The following is a 15,254-nucleotide window of genomic DNA, read 5'->3' as shown; positions in this document are numbered from 1 at the left end:
TTCGGCATTTTGTTCCGGCAATAGAAGCGGGGTTAGAGCTTCAATCAAGGATAGTGGCGTTACTTCCGGAGCCGCCTGACGCGGATACGCGCGAACGCTTTAGCGGCGTCGAGGTGATAACCACGCCGCTGGTCCAGAGAGGTGATTCTGCCTGGGCTTTAGCGGGCAAGGTTCTTTGGCTTGTCTCAACATTGCGTCGCGTCGACCCAGATATCATTGTCGGATATTCGTTGCGCTCAATAATTGCGCTCGCCATAGCGTTTCCGAGGTTGCGCGCCAAGCGCCTCGTTTTTGCTGTGACCGGACTTGGTCTGATCGAACTCCTCGAAAATAGAAAAGGGAAGGTCTGTCGATCTATCTTTTATTTCTTGATGAGATGTCTTAACCGATCCTCAAGAGCTTGGTTCATTTTCGAAAACCACTCTGATGCTACCCGAATCGGTATTCCTGCTACGAGGAGAGCTCGACACGTCATACTCATGGGAGCTGGGGTTGATCCCACCGAATTTCAACCAAAACCTCAGCCACCGCCCTCGGCTCTACGACTTGCAACGGTCAGCCGTCTCGTGTGGTCAAAGGGAGTGGACCTTGCCGTCGAAGCAGTGTCGGCTCTGGTGGAAGCAGGTTATAACGTTTCGCTAGACGTCTATGGCGGCCCCGATCTAGCAAATCCGCGGTCAATTGGCGAAGCCACGATAACTAAGTGGACTTCAAATGCGGGTGTACATTATCGGGGGCACGTAAAAGACGTGGCTCGAGTTTGGCACGAGCATCATGTTGGAGTCTTTCCAAGTCGGGGGGGCGAAGGCCTGCCGCGTGCTTTGCTGGAGGCGGCGGCTTGTGGTCGGCCATCAATTGTTGCGCGTGTACCCGGATGCGAAGACTTCATCCGAGACGGTATCGAAGGTTTCGTAATCCAGCCGAACTCAGTCGAACACCTCAAATTAGCCATCAAGCGCTTTCTCCAAGAACCTGATCTGATCACGAGTTTCGGGAAGGCTAGCCGTCAAAGAGTCTTGCAAACGGCGACAAGTTCGATTGTAACGCGGCAATACAAGTCTCTGTTTAGCTTCGAGGCCAAACAGGCCATGAAATCTCAGGCCGCGGACGCTGATGTCAGTGCCCACTACGAAACAGTCCTCAGAAAAGAGTACGCAAGCCTGCCTGATCTTGCTTTACCTTGCACACTGTGCAGTAGCGCCCAGACATCGGCGTCCCGGAATACTGATCGTCCGTTAGGGTAAGGCTTGCGACGCAGCCCGCCCTCGTGAGGTATTGCAACGCGCGGAGTGGCTGCTGGTTAGCGGCCTAGGCTGCGATCTTGACAGGTCATCGAGAACGAAGAACAGGGATTGGTTGAGCAGTTCATCGCGTATCGGGCCTTTGAAGCTCTCGATAAGACCGTTCTGCATCGGCTTTCTCGCGCTGCAGTTGCCCACCTGCAATGCCGACCGCCATAAGGTAGAGCCACCCTTGATAAAAATCAAATAGGTGCGAGTTAGCCAGCGAGCTCACAAGATTTTGCACGACCGCGACGAGGCCGATCCAAGCAAACGGACTTCCGTTCAATACCCCGACTCCATCTCGGAAGAGCCACAAATGTGCTCCCCAGATTGCGTAGAGCAGAAGGCATCCCACCATGCCCCACTGGATCGTTACGGCAAGTGTCTGGTTATGCGGATTGTCGACCACTTTCGCCATGATACCAGTCTTTCCGGCAGCTTCAGCGGAGAACAATCCTCTAGTCGAACCTGTGCCGTGGCCGAGGATTGGCGCGGAGCGGACAAAGGCAATCGACTTGCGCCAGAACTCAAGCCGCTCTGCACCTCCGGCCGGGTACCCATCGACGGTAATGGCGTTGGCTTGAAAGGCGTCCGTTTCCTTCAAAAGGCGCGATACCTTTGACTGAAGGTTGGGGGATATCGCCCAGAGCCCAGCTGTGAGTATGCAGATTCCGGCAATGGGAAACAATGACAGCCATCCTCGTGTATAGCGCACTAGGAGAACGCCAAGCATGGCCGGTATGTAAAGCAATGCTGTTCTCGCGATGTTGACGAAGGCAAGGTTGGCAAAGAAAGCGGCCGAGACGGCAACCAACGCGATTGCTTTGTCTCGTTGCCGGCTGCGGAGGGATTCAGCTGCCAGTCCGAGGAAGACTACGGCTATGAGGGCAAAGGCCTGACTCTGGTCGATATAGTTCTTCAGCGGAACGCCAGGCCACTTCGCTCCCATTGATGCGCGGACATCTGGCCAAAGGAACACAAAATATGAAAACGCAAGAAGCACCAGATTAGAAGCAAAAAGCGACGAAGACCAGTGTTGCGCGAGACGTCTTCTGGAAATGCAAAAAAAACGGCAACAGCCAAAGCAGTTTCAGTACTTTTTCAAGCGCGTGCAGTCGGTCGGACCAGGGAACCCCACTAGCCCAGGCAGTCCCGACCACAGCCAGCCCAACGAGTGCGATCGGAAGGCTGCAGGCGGGACGTTTCAGTTCCGCGGCCATCGCACGAGGTCCGTGCGTTATCAACATCATCAGAAGGATGGCCACCACAAGGGCCGTTGTGACCGTCGTCGACCAGGGAAGCGCAACAGCTAAGGCTACGATGAAGAAATCGATTAACCCAATCCGCACAAGTTGTGCGCGGGGCGCCTCCGAGCCGTTCCAAACCAGAAGGAGAAGCCGTAGCCATTCGGTCAGCCAAATTGCACCTAGCTTTTTCAGGAGAGCTTGTGAGACACCTTGGTGCCCAAACTTTCTAAGTACCTGTTGATCTGTGTTAGGAGCAGGTTGGCGAAATGAGTCCATCAAGATGGTCTTGCCTTTTTGTAATCGCTGGAGCAGCGTCCTGGGAGCTACGCGGAATGTTGTCCCATTTGGGAGTGTCCGGAGGCGCTCCGTCGAGCGGCTTCCATGTCGATCGCGAATTGCACGACTGCCTCCACGGCCCTCCATCTTGTGCTGGCGTTTGCCGGCTCCTGCAGCGGTGCGGACATGCGATCAAAAGTGCTCGCAAGAGGATTTTCGGACCTCGCCGTCGGGTCGCCAGTTTTCGTCGGGGCCATGGTCGGTGTCAATGGGGCGATGTGGGCCATGCGCTGGGCCACGCATCCTGAACCGAGCCAATCATGGCGATCGGGTCGAAGCGGTCGACCGAACGGAGACGACGCCTGCCTGTCAATCGGCTCCCAAATTTGACCCCCGTATTGCCTCACCTGCGAACGTTACCCTGATGGTGCCATTGCGACTGACGACGCGATGACGGTTGATCGACCGCGCCAGGTGGTTTTCCCGGCTTGCTCGACGAGAGGGGCTGTGGGCGGGTCGGGCCCTACATAGCCCGAGCCGTCTACAACCCCGGGCAATGGGGCAGCGGTCGGGGCGCCGCCGAGCGGCGCCTCGGCGACCAGCTGTTCGGCAGCCTTTCGTCTAAGCGCCCTCAGTAGACGCTGCACGATCGAATGCTGTCTCGTCCCGAACTCCTCAGGGTATTTCTCGCTCAGCCGGCCGACGATGGCGAGTGCCGTCAGCTGCGGCTGTGCGGCTAACCAGTTCTCGATCATAGCAATATGTGGGTCGAGCTTGGACGGCATGCGAACCCTGGTCTTATAAGGTCGACGGGATCGCCGGTGCGTGGCACGCGGCTCGCCGACTTTCATCGTCGTGCCGAGCGTCTTCGCAAAAGTCGCTGCGGTCGTCGGTGCGGTGCGTTGTAGGCTGCGCGACTGTCCGGCACGACGGTCGACACGATTGCCGAGTTCCTCCTGGGTTGCGCGAATCTCGGCCAAGAGCGCGACAGGATCGAGCGAGCGATACTGATCGCGCAGCCGCGTCTTCACGGCCGCGGTCACCCTGGGATGCGCCAGCGCGCGCTGGTAGGGCGTCAACGGAGCATGGTAGCGCTTGATCACTTTCGCCCCTTCGCGACGCTTCTCCTTCAGCTTGAACGACGGCTGGAAGAAGTTGACGTAGAGCCGTGCCGCCGCATAGAGGCGGCTCATCGCGCGCGCCGTCTCGAGGCCGTCGAAGCGGCCGTAGCCCATCAGGCGACGGACAACGGCACCATTCTTCTGCTCGACAAACGCTTGATCGTTCTTCTTGTACGCACGCGAGCGTGTCACTTCGAGCTTCTGTTCGCGACACCATGGCACGACGACATCGTTCATGAAGGCGCTGTCGTTGTCGAAGTCGACGCCGCGCAAAAGCCAGGGAAACAGGCTCTGCGCGTGTTTCATCGCCTCGACTACCAGCGAGCCATCCCGCGTCACCAGCGGCAGGCACTCCGTCCAGCCCGTGGCGATATCGACCATCGTCAGGGTCTGGATGAACGAGCCAGCAACTGACGTGCCGCCATGGGCTACCATGTCGACCTCGCAGAAGCCCGGCGGCGGGCTGTTCCAGTCATTGAACGTCCGGATCGGGACCTCGCGCCGGATGGCCCAATAGAACCCTGCACGTCGCCGCCTACCTCCGCTCGCCGCGACCTTTACGTCTATCAGCAGGCGGTCGATGGTTGCGGCGCTGATGGCCAGAACGCGATCACGATCCGCCTGGCCAAGCCGCAATCGGCCATGTTGCTCGAGTGCCGCGAGCAAGGTCGGGATCATCACCTTGAGCCGCTTGCCACACACCCGACCCGACGCCTCCCACAGCGCCGTCAGCGCGTCCTTGATCGTCGCGCCATATCTGCGTCTGCGTTCTCGCGGTGCCTCGACCGCGCCTGGCGCAACCCGCTCGTGTTGCCGGAGTGCGCGCACCGCATGCTTGCGATGCCAGCCCGTCGTCGCGCATAGCGCGTCGAGGATCCGTCCCTTCTCCATTCGATTGGCCGACCGGTAACGCTCCGTCACCGCCGACACCACCTCGCGCCGCGCGCCCATGCTGATCCTTCCCGCCATCGACGACACCGACCCGATTCGGTGGCGCCGCCCCAGTCATCGGCGAGAAGTTGTCCAGTAACATTCAAGATGAGGCAATGCGCTTTGGCGACAACGCCAGCACGATCGCCCTGCTGAAAGCGCAAGGGCCGTAGATCGCTTTGCGGCAACGGTGGGCGTGGGTAGCGAGCGCTTCGCTTACCCGAAGGATTCCAGGAGGCCGCGGCCCCGCGCCAACGATCGGGGCCGGCGGCCCGCTTCAACCACGGATCCGCCCCCAGCCGTGGGGGGCTTGGGAGGAATCGGGGGTTTAGTAAACGGGCACGCCCCGTGGCGACCAGGAGGCACACACATGCGCGGGTCGCGTCTAGGAGGTAGGACACCGCCGCGCACATAAGCGAGCGGTCTTTTCTCGAATTGCAGACGCCTACCGAATGACAGCCGATGACCGACGGTTGCCGGAGGGACTTTTGTCTTGCCAAGTGGTCGCCGTATTGGTCTGCGCTAGAGGACGCAACTCGCTCGTTTCGTGCCTGAAGGCGACGCCTTCCGCGGCGTTTTCGGTTTGAGCCAGGCTTGGGCCTCGTCCGAGCGGGTTGATGTCCCCAATGCACGCGCCCGCTCATTTTCGATCCGGCAGCTGCGATCTCTTTTGGGGAGGTTCCGGTGCAGCCTCAGAAAATTGACGCGGAACCGGAACTCGAGCACCGTTCCTATCGTAATAGACCGCGGGTTTTTTCCCAAATTTGCTCTCGAGCGGAGCATAGATCACTCGGATGGCTGGATAGATATCCATAACAAGGGCGATGGCAGGCGAATGCACTATGCCAGCCTCTACAGACTCAACTCTTGCTCCTTCAACTTGGGGAGGGCGCCACCCCTCTTTCACTTTATAAGCCAGCCTACGGGCTTCAAACAGCGTATCCTTCGGGATCTCTGGCCAATGGAGTTCCATGAAGCCGATTTGCTGGTTCTTCGTTAAACCGATTAGCAATCGTGAGTCAAAGATTGGGATCCCTTCGATTTGGCGGGATGCGGTAACCATTCTTCTTCCAGCCGTCTCCTTCTCCAACACGACACGGCCCGTCGAACGATCAACCTGCCCTACTTGAGTCGATTCTTTTAAAACGTGTTTTTCGGCGACTTCAGATAACGGAATATCAAGGCCCTGAAACACAGCACCTACTACGTTGGTCAGTTCATCGTCTGGTCCTTCAAATACACCTGCTGGTTTGCCTATCCCGAAGCGAATGTCCTGCACAAAGTAGGTGCGACTATCCAAGCGCCGGCTGAAAAGAATGTTCTTTGAGCGGAGGCCGACTACATTGGCGTTTGACCCAATCGTCGCATCCGGCTCTGGCTGTAAATGAAGAATGTTCTTGGCAATGGACTTGATGCGATCGACTTCCGCTACATTCGAATACTGGTCCATTCCTGGATCCTGTGACATTGCCAATCTGTAAGTTGAAATCATCAAGGCGGCGGCGACCAGCCAGAAGCTTGCTTTCGACAGTTTCATGGCACACCCCAAACGCGATTAGTTGCAAACCCATCTCCACGCGAACCAGTTTGGCGTAGGGTTTCCAAAGCCACTGGTTATGAATTCGTTTTCCCGCCTGTTGATCGCATCATCGCGGTCGTTGCCAGACGCAAGAGCGACAGCGCATACCTGAGGCTGGACATCGATTAGTCCAGTCGTCATCCACGCGTCTCCGACGCTGAGTTGGGGGTAGAAGAAGAATGTCCCAAGGGGATCTGGTAGGTTGACACCTGTGGTATAGGCAGCGAACTGACTTCCCCGGTTGGAACTATCGAAGGTATCGTGGTTGACGTCTCCAGAGTGCCCCGTCGCCATGTGCAAGCCCCGAAAGGATGCGAACCATTCGCCGACGAGAGAGGGTAGGTCCATCGGACAGCTGGCATCGATGAACATGAATTGGAGCCTGCCGCCGGTGTTACCCCATCTAGAGCTGGTTCCTATGCGGGTGACATCAGGCTTTCCAAAAGTTCCGCAAGTAGCAATGAAGTCTCCAGTACCCGACGTAGGGGGATTCTGGCAGATACCGTGACCACTGAAGAAGTAAACCTCCGGAAGGTCACTCCCGCCCTGTGGCTCGGTATCGTTGGTGCCGCTGGTGCCGTCTCGAAAGTCAGAACCCCAAACGTCGCCATTCTCCCATCTTGAGACAACGGAGAAACCGGCCAAGTTATACCAACCTTGAAAGTTCCTCGCTTCCGGGACTGAGAGGGGGAGGTCAGCCCCTCCGCAACTGGCGGGGTAATTGCTGACCCCGCCAGTAGAGTACCGAAGCTGAGCGTGCAATGAAACGGGCCAAAAAACGATGACCAGAAAAAGGATAGATCTTAGAGAAGATTGACTCATGGCCAGGCCTCCACCGCGGCCGCCATACGGTCGACCTCTAGGCATTGCCTGCTTCACCTATACGCGAATTCGCGTGTGACGCAAAACCTCAGCTATCGCCGCGGCGTTAGTCGAGGGTCCTGTTCGGTGGCCGGGCGCCTCATTTGCGCTGTTCAATCACCCGCTCGATCTAGTCCTGGGATACGTGCTGCCGCCCGATAGGCGCCGCGAGCAACTAACTAGTTGACGGCGGGGGTGAGCAGCTCGTCGGCGTCATTCGTTGCCGCTCTAAACGAACGGGGTTCAGGAAAGCAAAAATATAAAACAACGATTGGGTGTTTTATATCCAATGGTGGGAACCTGCGCCTGCGCTGGTGAACTAGCGAAACTCGTGCCAGTCAGAATTAACGGCAGTGGTGCCGCCAGAACGGGACCGAAATTCATCGCGTCCTCCTCTTTGCGGTGGCAATGTCACACTACCACCGCAGCGATCAGAGAAAAGGCAGAACAGCTGCCTGAGCCCGTCATGACATTGCGTTCATTACCCGTTGCAGCGCCGGATGCTGGCGGTTCTTGACCTTTATCCAATCTGGCGAGCGGCCCCACGGTAACGGCTGTCAGCGCGCTTGGACACAAGCCACGCGAGTCCCATCAGGCATGCATGCCTGAACAAGTCAGGACCGATCTCGCCCTGTTCGAAGGCGCAGAGGAAAATGCCATCCACTCGGCGAGCGAGAAGCCGGGCCAGGCTCGCCTTGCGCATGCTGAGTGGCAGCTGCCGGATATCGTCACCGTCGCTCACGAGCATGTCGAAGGCGTAGAATTGCACTTCCTCGTCGTGCCGGCGCGAGTGAAGGCCATCGAAATCCGATATGCCATTTACGCCGAGCAGCACGGCTTCACCATCAATCACAAACGAGTTCAGGCGATTTCGCAGGGCAGCCTCTACAATGAACGGGAAGCGGTGGCTCCAATCGTACCCTTTGCGGTTGAATAGCCGAACGCGCATGCGCGCATGCTTGATCCAGATCAACTTGACGGCCGAAAAACCCGGCGCCCCTTTCACGATGACGCGGATCGACTGGACCCATACTCTGTCCATTGCCGCCACGCTGGCCTTAGCGTTCAGCGCGATCAGCATCCTGTTGTTCGCCGTGTAGGCCGCCTCAGTTGTCGGCCTCTTTCATTCGCGCTTCCGCCAGGCTTCGATGCGGCAGAACGTTAGTCTACCCCTGTCTTTTCCCGGACAGAAAATCGATCCCTCAAAGCTCTGAAGGCGCTGTGTGACCGAGGGGAAATCGATGCGCCGGTACTATTTCGACGTCCGCGAGGACGACAATTTGCAAACCGACGATGAAGGTCGCGATTTTTCCTCCTTTGCGGCCGCGCAGGGCGAAGCCACCGTGTCTCTGGCTGAGCTGGCCTTGGGTACGATGGCCAAACATGGCGCGGACCACCGGATGAGCATCGAAGTCCGGGACGAGCGGGGGCCAGTCCAGACGGTGAAGTGGTTCGAGATTGAGCGGCTAGCTTAGATCGGGCTTGAAGCCCGCCGGCATTGCGGGGACGTCGTCGGGATCGGCCGAATTTCTATTGCAGTCGGGGCAAGGTGCGCCGGCGCCGCCGCAACCACACGCCCTTTCTCCCAAGAACGGCCGCTCGAGGTGATTTTCACAAACCCAGCGAGTGTTGTCGCACCGAGGACAGTACCGCATCGAATTTCCCGCTCTAGCCAAGGAAAAGCAATGTCGGCGCAGTCATTGCGTTCGCGTTCCAGGCGACGAAAAAGCGCTTGCTGCCGACGTGTATTCATAAATGCATAAATGTCAGCTTCTGACGGCCAAGCGGAAATCTTGCGATCAGTCAGAGTATTACCGCTCGTGACCCTAAGCGGCCATCGAATGCCCAATGCAGGGAATATATCGGGCGAACTGTCGGATACCCGACTATTGTCGCACAATTAATTCGCTATTGGCCGCTTGTGCGCCCATGGTGGGTCTATTGCCGAAATTGTCCTCAGGTATCGGTGACAGAGAGCGTTGAAGCTCCCGCCTGAATTTTTGTGCTGGAGCTAATGTGGCCGCTGAAAATCATCTTTTAAGTTTGCTCGATTCTTCGACGCTAACCCTATTGAAACCTCACATGAGGACAATGACTGTCGAGCATGGTGAGTTGCTTCATGGCTCCTCATCGGACATCGAATTCGCCTACTTCCCGCAATCCACTATCATCTCGGTCCTCGCACGCACCGAACAGGGCGGGAGCGCCGAGACTTCCATCGTTGGCCGAGAGGGAATGATCGGTTCGTCTTCGATCCACGGCATTATGACTTCATTTGCCGAGTGCGTCGTTCAAGTCAGAGGCGAAACTGTGCGCGTCCCGGCGTCGGAAATCCACCGCATCGGGAAAGACAGCGAAAGTTTCCGAAAGATTATTGCGCTGTTCGATTTGTCCCTGCTCGCACAAGCGCAGCAATCGACTGCCTGCCAGGCACTTCATCACGTTGAGAGTCGCGCAGCAAGGTGGCTTCTCCAGTGCAGTAAACGGTTGGGAAGCAATGACATCCGGCTGACGCAGGAATTTTTCGGACAGATGCTTGGCGTCCAGCGAACCACCATCAATCTGGTCGAGCGCACCCTCCAACAAGCCGGCCTTATTCAAATCGGCAGGGGGCGCATCTCCATTCTGGACATCGAAAGCCTCCATGCAGTCGCCTGCGATTGTTACGATCGGATAGAGCAGCGCTACGATGAACTTCTCGGTCCCCTCAAGCCAAACTCCCTTTGATCTTGGAACTATCCGCCGTAAATGGCCATGCACGAGCCACGACGGGCTCGTTGCCACTGTCCTATGTCCTGAATTGGTCCTGTCGGATACCTTACAGACGCCAACATCGTTTTTGGTATATTTTTAACGCGGGGATAGCTCGCTGGGAGGCAGGGATAGCTCACCGGGAGAGTGTCCATGCGCGGAAGTGGATTACCTCAACTGTTGCCGACCGAACGTCCTCGCTGCCCGACGTGTCGCGAATGCATGGATTTGCAGCGTGTAGACCCTGGCATGAGAGGATTCGAGAACCGCGTCTTCGAGTGCGGCAGGTGCTACACGATGAAAGCCGTTCCTGCGGCGATTGGTCGAACGAAATCTCGTAGCGCCAAGTCGGCCGAAAGTCGATTGCTCAGCCAAGGAGAACTCTAACAACCGGGCCGAAACCGGCTCGTACATCAGCGAGTGGCTACCTCGCCCAGACTGCAACCGCCGAAGTAGGAACGTTCATCAAGGCCGGCGGTCGCGGTTTCCAAAGGAGTCTGACGGATGCCCAGATTTTTCATTCATTCACGAGGTGGCGGGGAGATTGTCCGGGATGTTGAGGGCCAAGAGTTGCCCGGCTTGGAAGCGGCCCAAGCGGCGGCGACTACTACTGTCCGAGAACTCTTGGCCGACGGGATCAAGCACGCAACGGGCCTGCCGTTGGAGAGCGTGATTATCGCGGATGAAAGAGGGAAAGAACTTATGACTATCCGGGCAAAGGATATTTTGCCGGAGGCGTTGAAGTAAGGCCGCCTGGCGGCGTCACTTTCATTTCGCGAACGATCCGATGTCGCCTATTGGCCCATAGCCGCACATCGAGTGGAGACCCCGCAACGTCCGCTGTTAGAGCGATTGTGTTGCAAAAGTCGATTTTCGCCGATGACCAAAATTCTGCGGGCCGTGGACGCGACTTTCGTGTACAAGATGTGAGGGACCTCACGGCCTCATGCAAAATTCACAGGCGACTTCGGTAACGCGATTGAGGTCATACGAATCAGCGATCGCTCGCTGCTTAGTGTTTTCGCGAAAAATCTTGAGTCCTGCAACTTTCGACTTTTGCAACACAATCAGAGCGAGACCGGACGCGACGCGGCTCGACCTTTACCGCTGCTTTTGACCGATTGTGTTGAAAAAGTCCTTTTTCGCTGATGACTGAAAATTCTCAGGACCGCTGGTGCGTCTCTCTCGCTGCGAGGTGAGGGACCACATCAATTGCCGCAAAAACGATCGCTGGAGCTCGTATCGATTCTACAGAGCCTTGCAGCGGCTGAAATCGCCAATGCGCTACATTTGCGAGATTTTCGGAGCCCCGCGATTTTCGAGTTTTTCAACACAATCGACCCAAATCGGACATCCCGAAATGCTGACGCTCGTTCGCGGCAGTGCCACGGCCTGAGATAAACGCCTCGTAAAAGTAAAAGGCCCCGTCGAATGGCCCGCTCAAGCCGCGGTTCCATCCCGCGTGAATTCAGCGGCATGCAACTTGATGAAGTCGTACATGCTGATCGGCTTCTGGCCGGTGAGCTTGAACAGGTCGTCGGTCATACGGTCGTAGCGGCCCTGCTTGTTCAGCTCCGTCATCACGGAAAGGTGCTTGACGATGTGCGCGGGCACGCCAGCGCCCAGAAGCTTTTCGCTCCAGTCGGAGAGTGGCACGTCGCGATAGTGGATGGTCCGACCCAGCGCCTCGGAGAACACGCGCGCGTAGTGCTCCAGATCTGCCGATTCAAAGCCGGTCAGATTGTAGATCTGGCCGATGTGCGGCGTGGGATCCTCGAGGACGACCGATACGGCGCGCGCCACGTCCACAGCCGAAATCGGTGAGGTTTTGCCGTCGCCCATTGGCAACGCCAGTTCGTCGGCGTCCCGCACGCTCGGGGCAGCGAAAAGGCGGAAGAACCCTTCGAGGAAGACCGTGGGCCGCATGGTGACGACCGGGAGGCCCGACCAGGACAAAGCCTGTTCAGCCAGCCAGTGCAGCTTGTGCTGCGGGCTGTCGGTGCTCTCGGTGATGCTCATCTGCGTAACGGTCATCTGAGACATGTTCACGAACGCTTCGACGCCGTGATGGCGCGCCACGGCGGCGGTGTTGACCGTGGCCGTCAGGTAATCGGCCGAAACCGACATGCCGAAATAGACACTCGCGCAACCTTCGATCGCGCGGTGCATCGCGGTGAGGTCAGTCAGGTCGCCTTGCATGACCTCGGCGCCGAGCTGGCGCAGGGCCTCAGCGCGTTCATCCTCGCGGCGCACGAGGGCGCGCACCTTGCGCTGTTTGGCGAGCAGCATTTCGGTGAGATTGCGGCCGATGGAACCGACAGCGCCACCCGCGCCGGTCACCAGGATCGGACTAGCATGCGACGATTGCGTAGTCATTTTAATTGCCTCTGGATGAGTTCAGATTGCGGGACGATCGCCGGGTTACAGGACGACTCGATAGGGCTCTCCTGGTCGAGAACCGGGCGAGCCGAGTAACAAAAAGACATGTGATGCGGCACGGCCCAGCATCAAGACTATGTCATTGACCCTTCCGCTTTTGACCCCATCGTGGACAGTTCAGAAATGCTGATGTGCACCATGGCACCGGACCCCATTTCGTAACGCGCAAATCCATGCTGTAATCATGTTCTTCGTGAGCTACGGGCGGCGCAGCCCTAAGCCTCGGAGAAAACAATGCGACGACGCAATTTCCAACAACGGGGTTAGGAGATGCGACAATGAAAAAAACACGCTGATCAGTCTCAGTGTTTCGGTATCGATCGCCGTTTTGGCGGCTGGTGTCGCAATTTCCGCGCAGGACAAATACACTGTGCAAGTACCGAATGGCCTCGGGTTCTCTGAGTTTAGGGGATACGAGGACTGGCCAGTGATCGCGATGAGCGAGAGCGGAGGCAAGATCGCTGTGATCGTGGGAAATCCGGTAATGATCGACGCCTATAAGGAAGGCGTGCCCGGTAATGGCAAGCCTTTCCCAGACGGCGCCAAGATGGCGAAAATTCATTGGAACCCGAAAATACAAGAGACGTATCCCGGTCAGCCAACGGTGCCAGGTACCCAGCTTGACGCTGGTTTCATGGTGAAGGACAGCAAGAGGTTCGCGGACAGCGGCGGATGGGGATGGGCCGAGTTCAACTATGACGCGGCGTCCGATACGTTTAAGCCCGCTGCAGCGGACAATCCGCCGCAGGAAAACGACGCGAAGTGCGGGTTCTCGTGCCACTCGGTGGTGCAGAACCGCGACTACGTTTTCACGGATTACGGAAAGAGGTGAGTATCGTGACGGACGGTCGTAACGACTGCGCCGAATAATGGTGGATGTCCGCACCTGGCCCGTTTAAGACATGCCATTAAGCGCGGAAATGGTCCGCTTGTAGCGCCAGATCGGAAGAGATCGCCAGACCGTCAAAGCGACGCTTTTTGACCCGCAACTGACATTGGCTGACCGCTAACGCGCTCTCTTACCTCAGCAAGCGGGATAGTGGTCGGTCGGGCCGAAACGCCCTCATATAGCATCGCCCGATTCAACTCCTGAGACGCGCCACCGCGCGAGATCGGGCATATTGATCGAGAAGATCTCCTCGACTTCGAGACGCATGGTATCGTGGCATTCGCACGCTGCCGCCGCGAGCCGCAATCGGTCGATCTCGACTCGGCCTCGTTGATCAGACCTGATCGCCCCACGCGCGCGCAGATTGCGCATTAAGAGCGTCACCGTCGTTCGTCGTACACCGAGTATTTGCGAAAGCGCCTGCTGGGTGATCGGGAGTATGTCGTGGTCGATGCGGTCGCGAAGCTGGAGTAGCCAGCGAGCCATGCGGGCTTCGACCGGGTGCAGCGCATTGCAGGCCGAGCCGAGCTGGAACTGTACCAGCATCGCTCTGGTGTATTTCTGGACCGCGTGCCGGATCGCCGGGCTGCGGTTGAAAGCGGCGTGAAACCGCGACGCAGAGATCAGCGCGGCGGTGCCCGCCGCGCTGACGACTGCGGTAGCGGCGGACGGTGACGGCCCGAGCACCGAGAGCATGCCTACGGCCCCCTCGCGCCCGACTGCGGCTGTGGCAACCGTTTGTCCGTCCGCCATGTCGATCATCAACGAGATGGCCCCGCCATGAGGGAAGAAGACATACTCTATCGGCTCACCCGCGCGCGAAAGGACCGCGTCCTGATCGAGCGCGACCATCGCTAGCTCGGGCCTCAGAAAATCGAGGTCCGTCGCCGGCAGCGCTGCAAGAAGGCCGTTAGAAATTCCGCCGGGAGCCGTCACCGCGGGGAACCAGCGGTGAGGCATCCGCAGCCTGCTCCATTTGGAGCTTCGCGGAATGGCGGTCTCAACATAGGTTTATCCTCTACGCGCACCGATATTGAACTACGAGACACCTTCACTCGGAAAAACGGGCGTCGAGCTGCGCCATGCCGGCGTGCATCAACAACTTCCAAAACGCAATCTTCCGGCGCGAGTTGGATCGGTAGCCACCGCAGAGCCCGACACGACAGCCCTGAGAGCCTAGAGAGCGTGTGTAATTAATGCCGCCACCCGCCTATGGAAGCTACCAATCTGTCTGAACGCATCCTGCCGCTCTGATCCCTCAGGAAGCCGTTGCGCGGCTTCCCATAAGCTCGCTAACAACCTCGTCATGTCTTTCAATTCATCGGCCTCGGGCATTCCAACTGTGCGTCGGCTCAACGTTAAGTCCTCATTGTACGAACGGATAAATGTGAGCGCGGGGGGCCGCGCGGCGAGTAAAGGAAGAGAGAAGTGCAAATAGCAGTATCGATGCAAGTTGCCGCGCGGAAGCACTGACGCAGCAAAAGGTGCTCTCTTCACAAGCGTCGCGTAGCACCGATAGCCGTCTCCTACTCATGTTGAATATGAGGATCAGCCCGCGGTTGCGGCATACATACAAAGGAGTTCACTGCCTCATTGGGAATAGCTTTCCTTTCTGACGCGTTTCGCCAAAAACCGAGGGGCGTATGAAAGAGCCGCAACTCAATCCGCAAGTCCTGACCTCGCCCCTGCCGGTCCAACGCTCACCGCATATGACGAGGATCATGCCATCACCTACGTTCGACTGGTTGATGCTGATGCGAAAGGTGCCTAGGTAACGCTAGTGGGACAGCGCGCTCAAGATTTTCCGGTGCACCATGCGTTAACGCAACCGTTCCCCTCCGTTCTTTGTTTGTTGAGAGGAGGAGGAACACCATGCCC

Annotated in this window: 12 protein-coding genes and 2 pseudogenes; 5 read left to right on the top strand and 9 right to left on the bottom strand. The window is 57.8% G+C overall.

Annotated elements, in window-relative coordinates; genetic code table 11:
- Positions 1–371 precede the first annotated feature (371 nt).
- On the top strand, positions 372–1,244 hold the full coding sequence (locus V1290_RS36505) for a glycosyltransferase (protein ID WP_442895057.1): 873 nt from the start codon (positions 372–374) through the stop codon (positions 1,242–1,244).
- Positions 1,245–1,331: 87 nt separating this feature from the next.
- Here V1290_RS36505 and V1290_RS12305 read toward each other — a convergent pair.
- The 7 genes and pseudogenes from V1290_RS12305 to V1290_RS12280 all read right to left on the bottom strand — a co-directional run.
- A pseudogene (locus V1290_RS12305) lies at positions 1,332–1,418 on the bottom strand (integrase core domain-containing protein); the annotation flags it as partial.
- A gap of 214 nt (positions 1,419–1,632) precedes the next feature.
- Positions 1,633–2,232 (bottom strand): annotated as a pseudogene (locus V1290_RS12300) (O-antigen ligase family protein); the annotation flags it as partial.
- Between the two features lie 58 nt (positions 2,233–2,290).
- Positions 2,291–2,806, bottom strand: coding sequence for a hypothetical protein (locus V1290_RS12295; RefSeq protein ID WP_334364643.1), 516 nt, complete (start codon positions 2,804–2,806; stop codon positions 2,291–2,293).
- Between the two features lie 416 nt (positions 2,807–3,222).
- Positions 3,223–4,896: an integrase catalytic domain-containing protein gene (locus V1290_RS12290; protein WP_334364642.1), complete on the bottom strand. Its 1,674-nt coding sequence runs from the start codon at positions 4,894–4,896 to the stop codon at positions 3,223–3,225.
- 601 nt (positions 4,897–5,497) lie between these two features.
- The gene (locus tag V1290_RS12285; RefSeq protein WP_334364641.1) at positions 5,498–6,394 is read right to left on the bottom strand and encodes a hypothetical protein; all 897 of its coding nucleotides are present in this window, start codon (positions 6,392–6,394) and stop codon (positions 5,498–5,500) included.
- 18 nt (positions 6,395–6,412) lie between these two features.
- Positions 6,413–7,258 carry a DUF6345 domain-containing protein gene (locus tag V1290_RS36500; protein WP_442894986.1) on the bottom strand — a complete coding sequence of 282 codons (846 nt, stop codon included), beginning with the start codon at positions 7,256–7,258 and terminating at the stop codon, positions 6,413–6,415.
- 559 nt (positions 7,259–7,817) lie between these two features.
- On the bottom strand, positions 7,818–8,378 hold the full coding sequence (locus tag V1290_RS12280) for an ATP-dependent DNA ligase (RefSeq protein ID WP_334364640.1): 561 nt from the start codon (positions 8,376–8,378) through the stop codon (positions 7,818–7,820).
- Between the two features lie 160 nt (positions 8,379–8,538).
- On the opposite strand from V1290_RS12280, the gene V1290_RS12275 reads away from it, so the two are divergent.
- The 3 genes from V1290_RS12275 (at position 8,539) to V1290_RS12265 (ending at position 10,795) form a co-directional block, all read left to right on the top strand.
- A complete protein-coding gene (locus tag V1290_RS12275) occupies positions 8,539–8,772 on the top strand; it encodes a DUF6894 family protein (protein WP_334364639.1) in 234 nt (77 codons plus the stop codon).
- Positions 8,773–9,388: 616 nt separating this feature from the next.
- The gene (locus V1290_RS12270) at positions 9,389–10,024 is read left to right on the top strand and encodes a Crp/Fnr family transcriptional regulator (RefSeq protein ID WP_334364638.1); all 636 of its coding nucleotides are present in this window, start codon (positions 9,389–9,391) and stop codon (positions 10,022–10,024) included.
- A 528-nt stretch (positions 10,025–10,552) separates the two neighbouring features.
- Entirely contained in the window at positions 10,553–10,795 is a 243-nt protein-coding gene (locus V1290_RS12265) for a DUF6894 family protein (protein ID WP_334364637.1), read from the top strand.
- 693 nt (positions 10,796–11,488) lie between these two features.
- Here the strand turns inward: V1290_RS12265 and V1290_RS12260 are convergent.
- Positions 11,489–12,388 carry an NmrA family NAD(P)-binding protein gene (locus V1290_RS12260; RefSeq protein ID WP_334364636.1) on the bottom strand — a complete coding sequence of 300 codons (900 nt, stop codon included), beginning with the start codon at positions 12,386–12,388 and terminating at the stop codon, positions 11,489–11,491.
- Positions 12,389–12,671: 283 nt separating this feature from the next.
- Here V1290_RS12260 and V1290_RS12255 point away from each other — a divergent pair, with 283 nt between their 5' ends.
- Positions 12,672–13,319, top strand: a complete 648-nt coding sequence (locus V1290_RS12255; RefSeq protein WP_334364635.1) for a cytochrome P460 family protein — start codon at positions 12,672–12,674, stop codon at positions 13,317–13,319.
- A 231-nt stretch (positions 13,320–13,550) separates the two neighbouring features.
- Here the strand turns inward: V1290_RS12255 and V1290_RS12250 are convergent, their stop codons facing one another.
- Positions 13,551–14,312, bottom strand: a complete 762-nt coding sequence (locus tag V1290_RS12250) for a Crp/Fnr family transcriptional regulator (RefSeq protein ID WP_442895056.1) — start codon at positions 14,310–14,312, stop codon at positions 13,551–13,553.
- Positions 14,313–15,254 lie beyond the last annotated feature (942 nt).

The organism is Bradyrhizobium sp. AZCC 1578, assembly GCF_036924675.1.
Lineage (GTDB): Bacteria > Pseudomonadota > Alphaproteobacteria > Rhizobiales > Xanthobacteraceae > Bradyrhizobium.
This window is presented reverse-complemented; position numbering and strand designations above follow the sequence as displayed.

Coding starts and splice junctions, on each gene's coding strand:
- V1290_RS12270 (WP_334364638.1), top strand. CDS start 9,389: ATGACTGTCGAGCATGGTGAGTTGCTTCATGGCTCCTCATCGGACATC.
- V1290_RS12255 (WP_334364635.1), top strand. CDS start 12,672: ATGTTCTTCGTGAGCTACGGGCGGCGCAGCCCTAAGCCTCGGAGAAAA.
- V1290_RS12285 (WP_334364641.1), bottom strand. CDS start 6,394: ATGAAACTGTCGAAAGCAAGCTTCTGGCTGGTCGCCGCCGCCTTGATG.
- V1290_RS36505 (WP_442895057.1), top strand. CDS start 372: ATGAGATGTCTTAACCGATCCTCAAGAGCTTGGTTCATTTTCGAAAAC.
- V1290_RS12295 (WP_334364643.1), bottom strand. CDS start 2,806: ATGGACTCATTTCGCCAACCTGCTCCTAACACAGATCAACAGGTACTT.
- V1290_RS12275 (WP_334364639.1), top strand. CDS start 8,539: ATGCGCCGGTACTATTTCGACGTCCGCGAGGACGACAATTTGCAAACC.
- V1290_RS12265 (WP_334364637.1), top strand. CDS start 10,553: ATGCCCAGATTTTTCATTCATTCACGAGGTGGCGGGGAGATTGTCCGG.
- V1290_RS36500 (WP_442894986.1), bottom strand. CDS start 7,258: ATGAGTCAATCTTCTCTAAGATCTATCCTTTTTCTGGTCATCGTTTTT.
- V1290_RS12290 (WP_334364642.1), bottom strand. CDS start 4,896: ATGGCGGGAAGGATCAGCATGGGCGCGCGGCGCGAGGTGGTGTCGGCG.
- V1290_RS12280 (WP_334364640.1), bottom strand. CDS start 8,378: ATGCTGATCGCGCTGAACGCTAAGGCCAGCGTGGCGGCAATGGACAGA.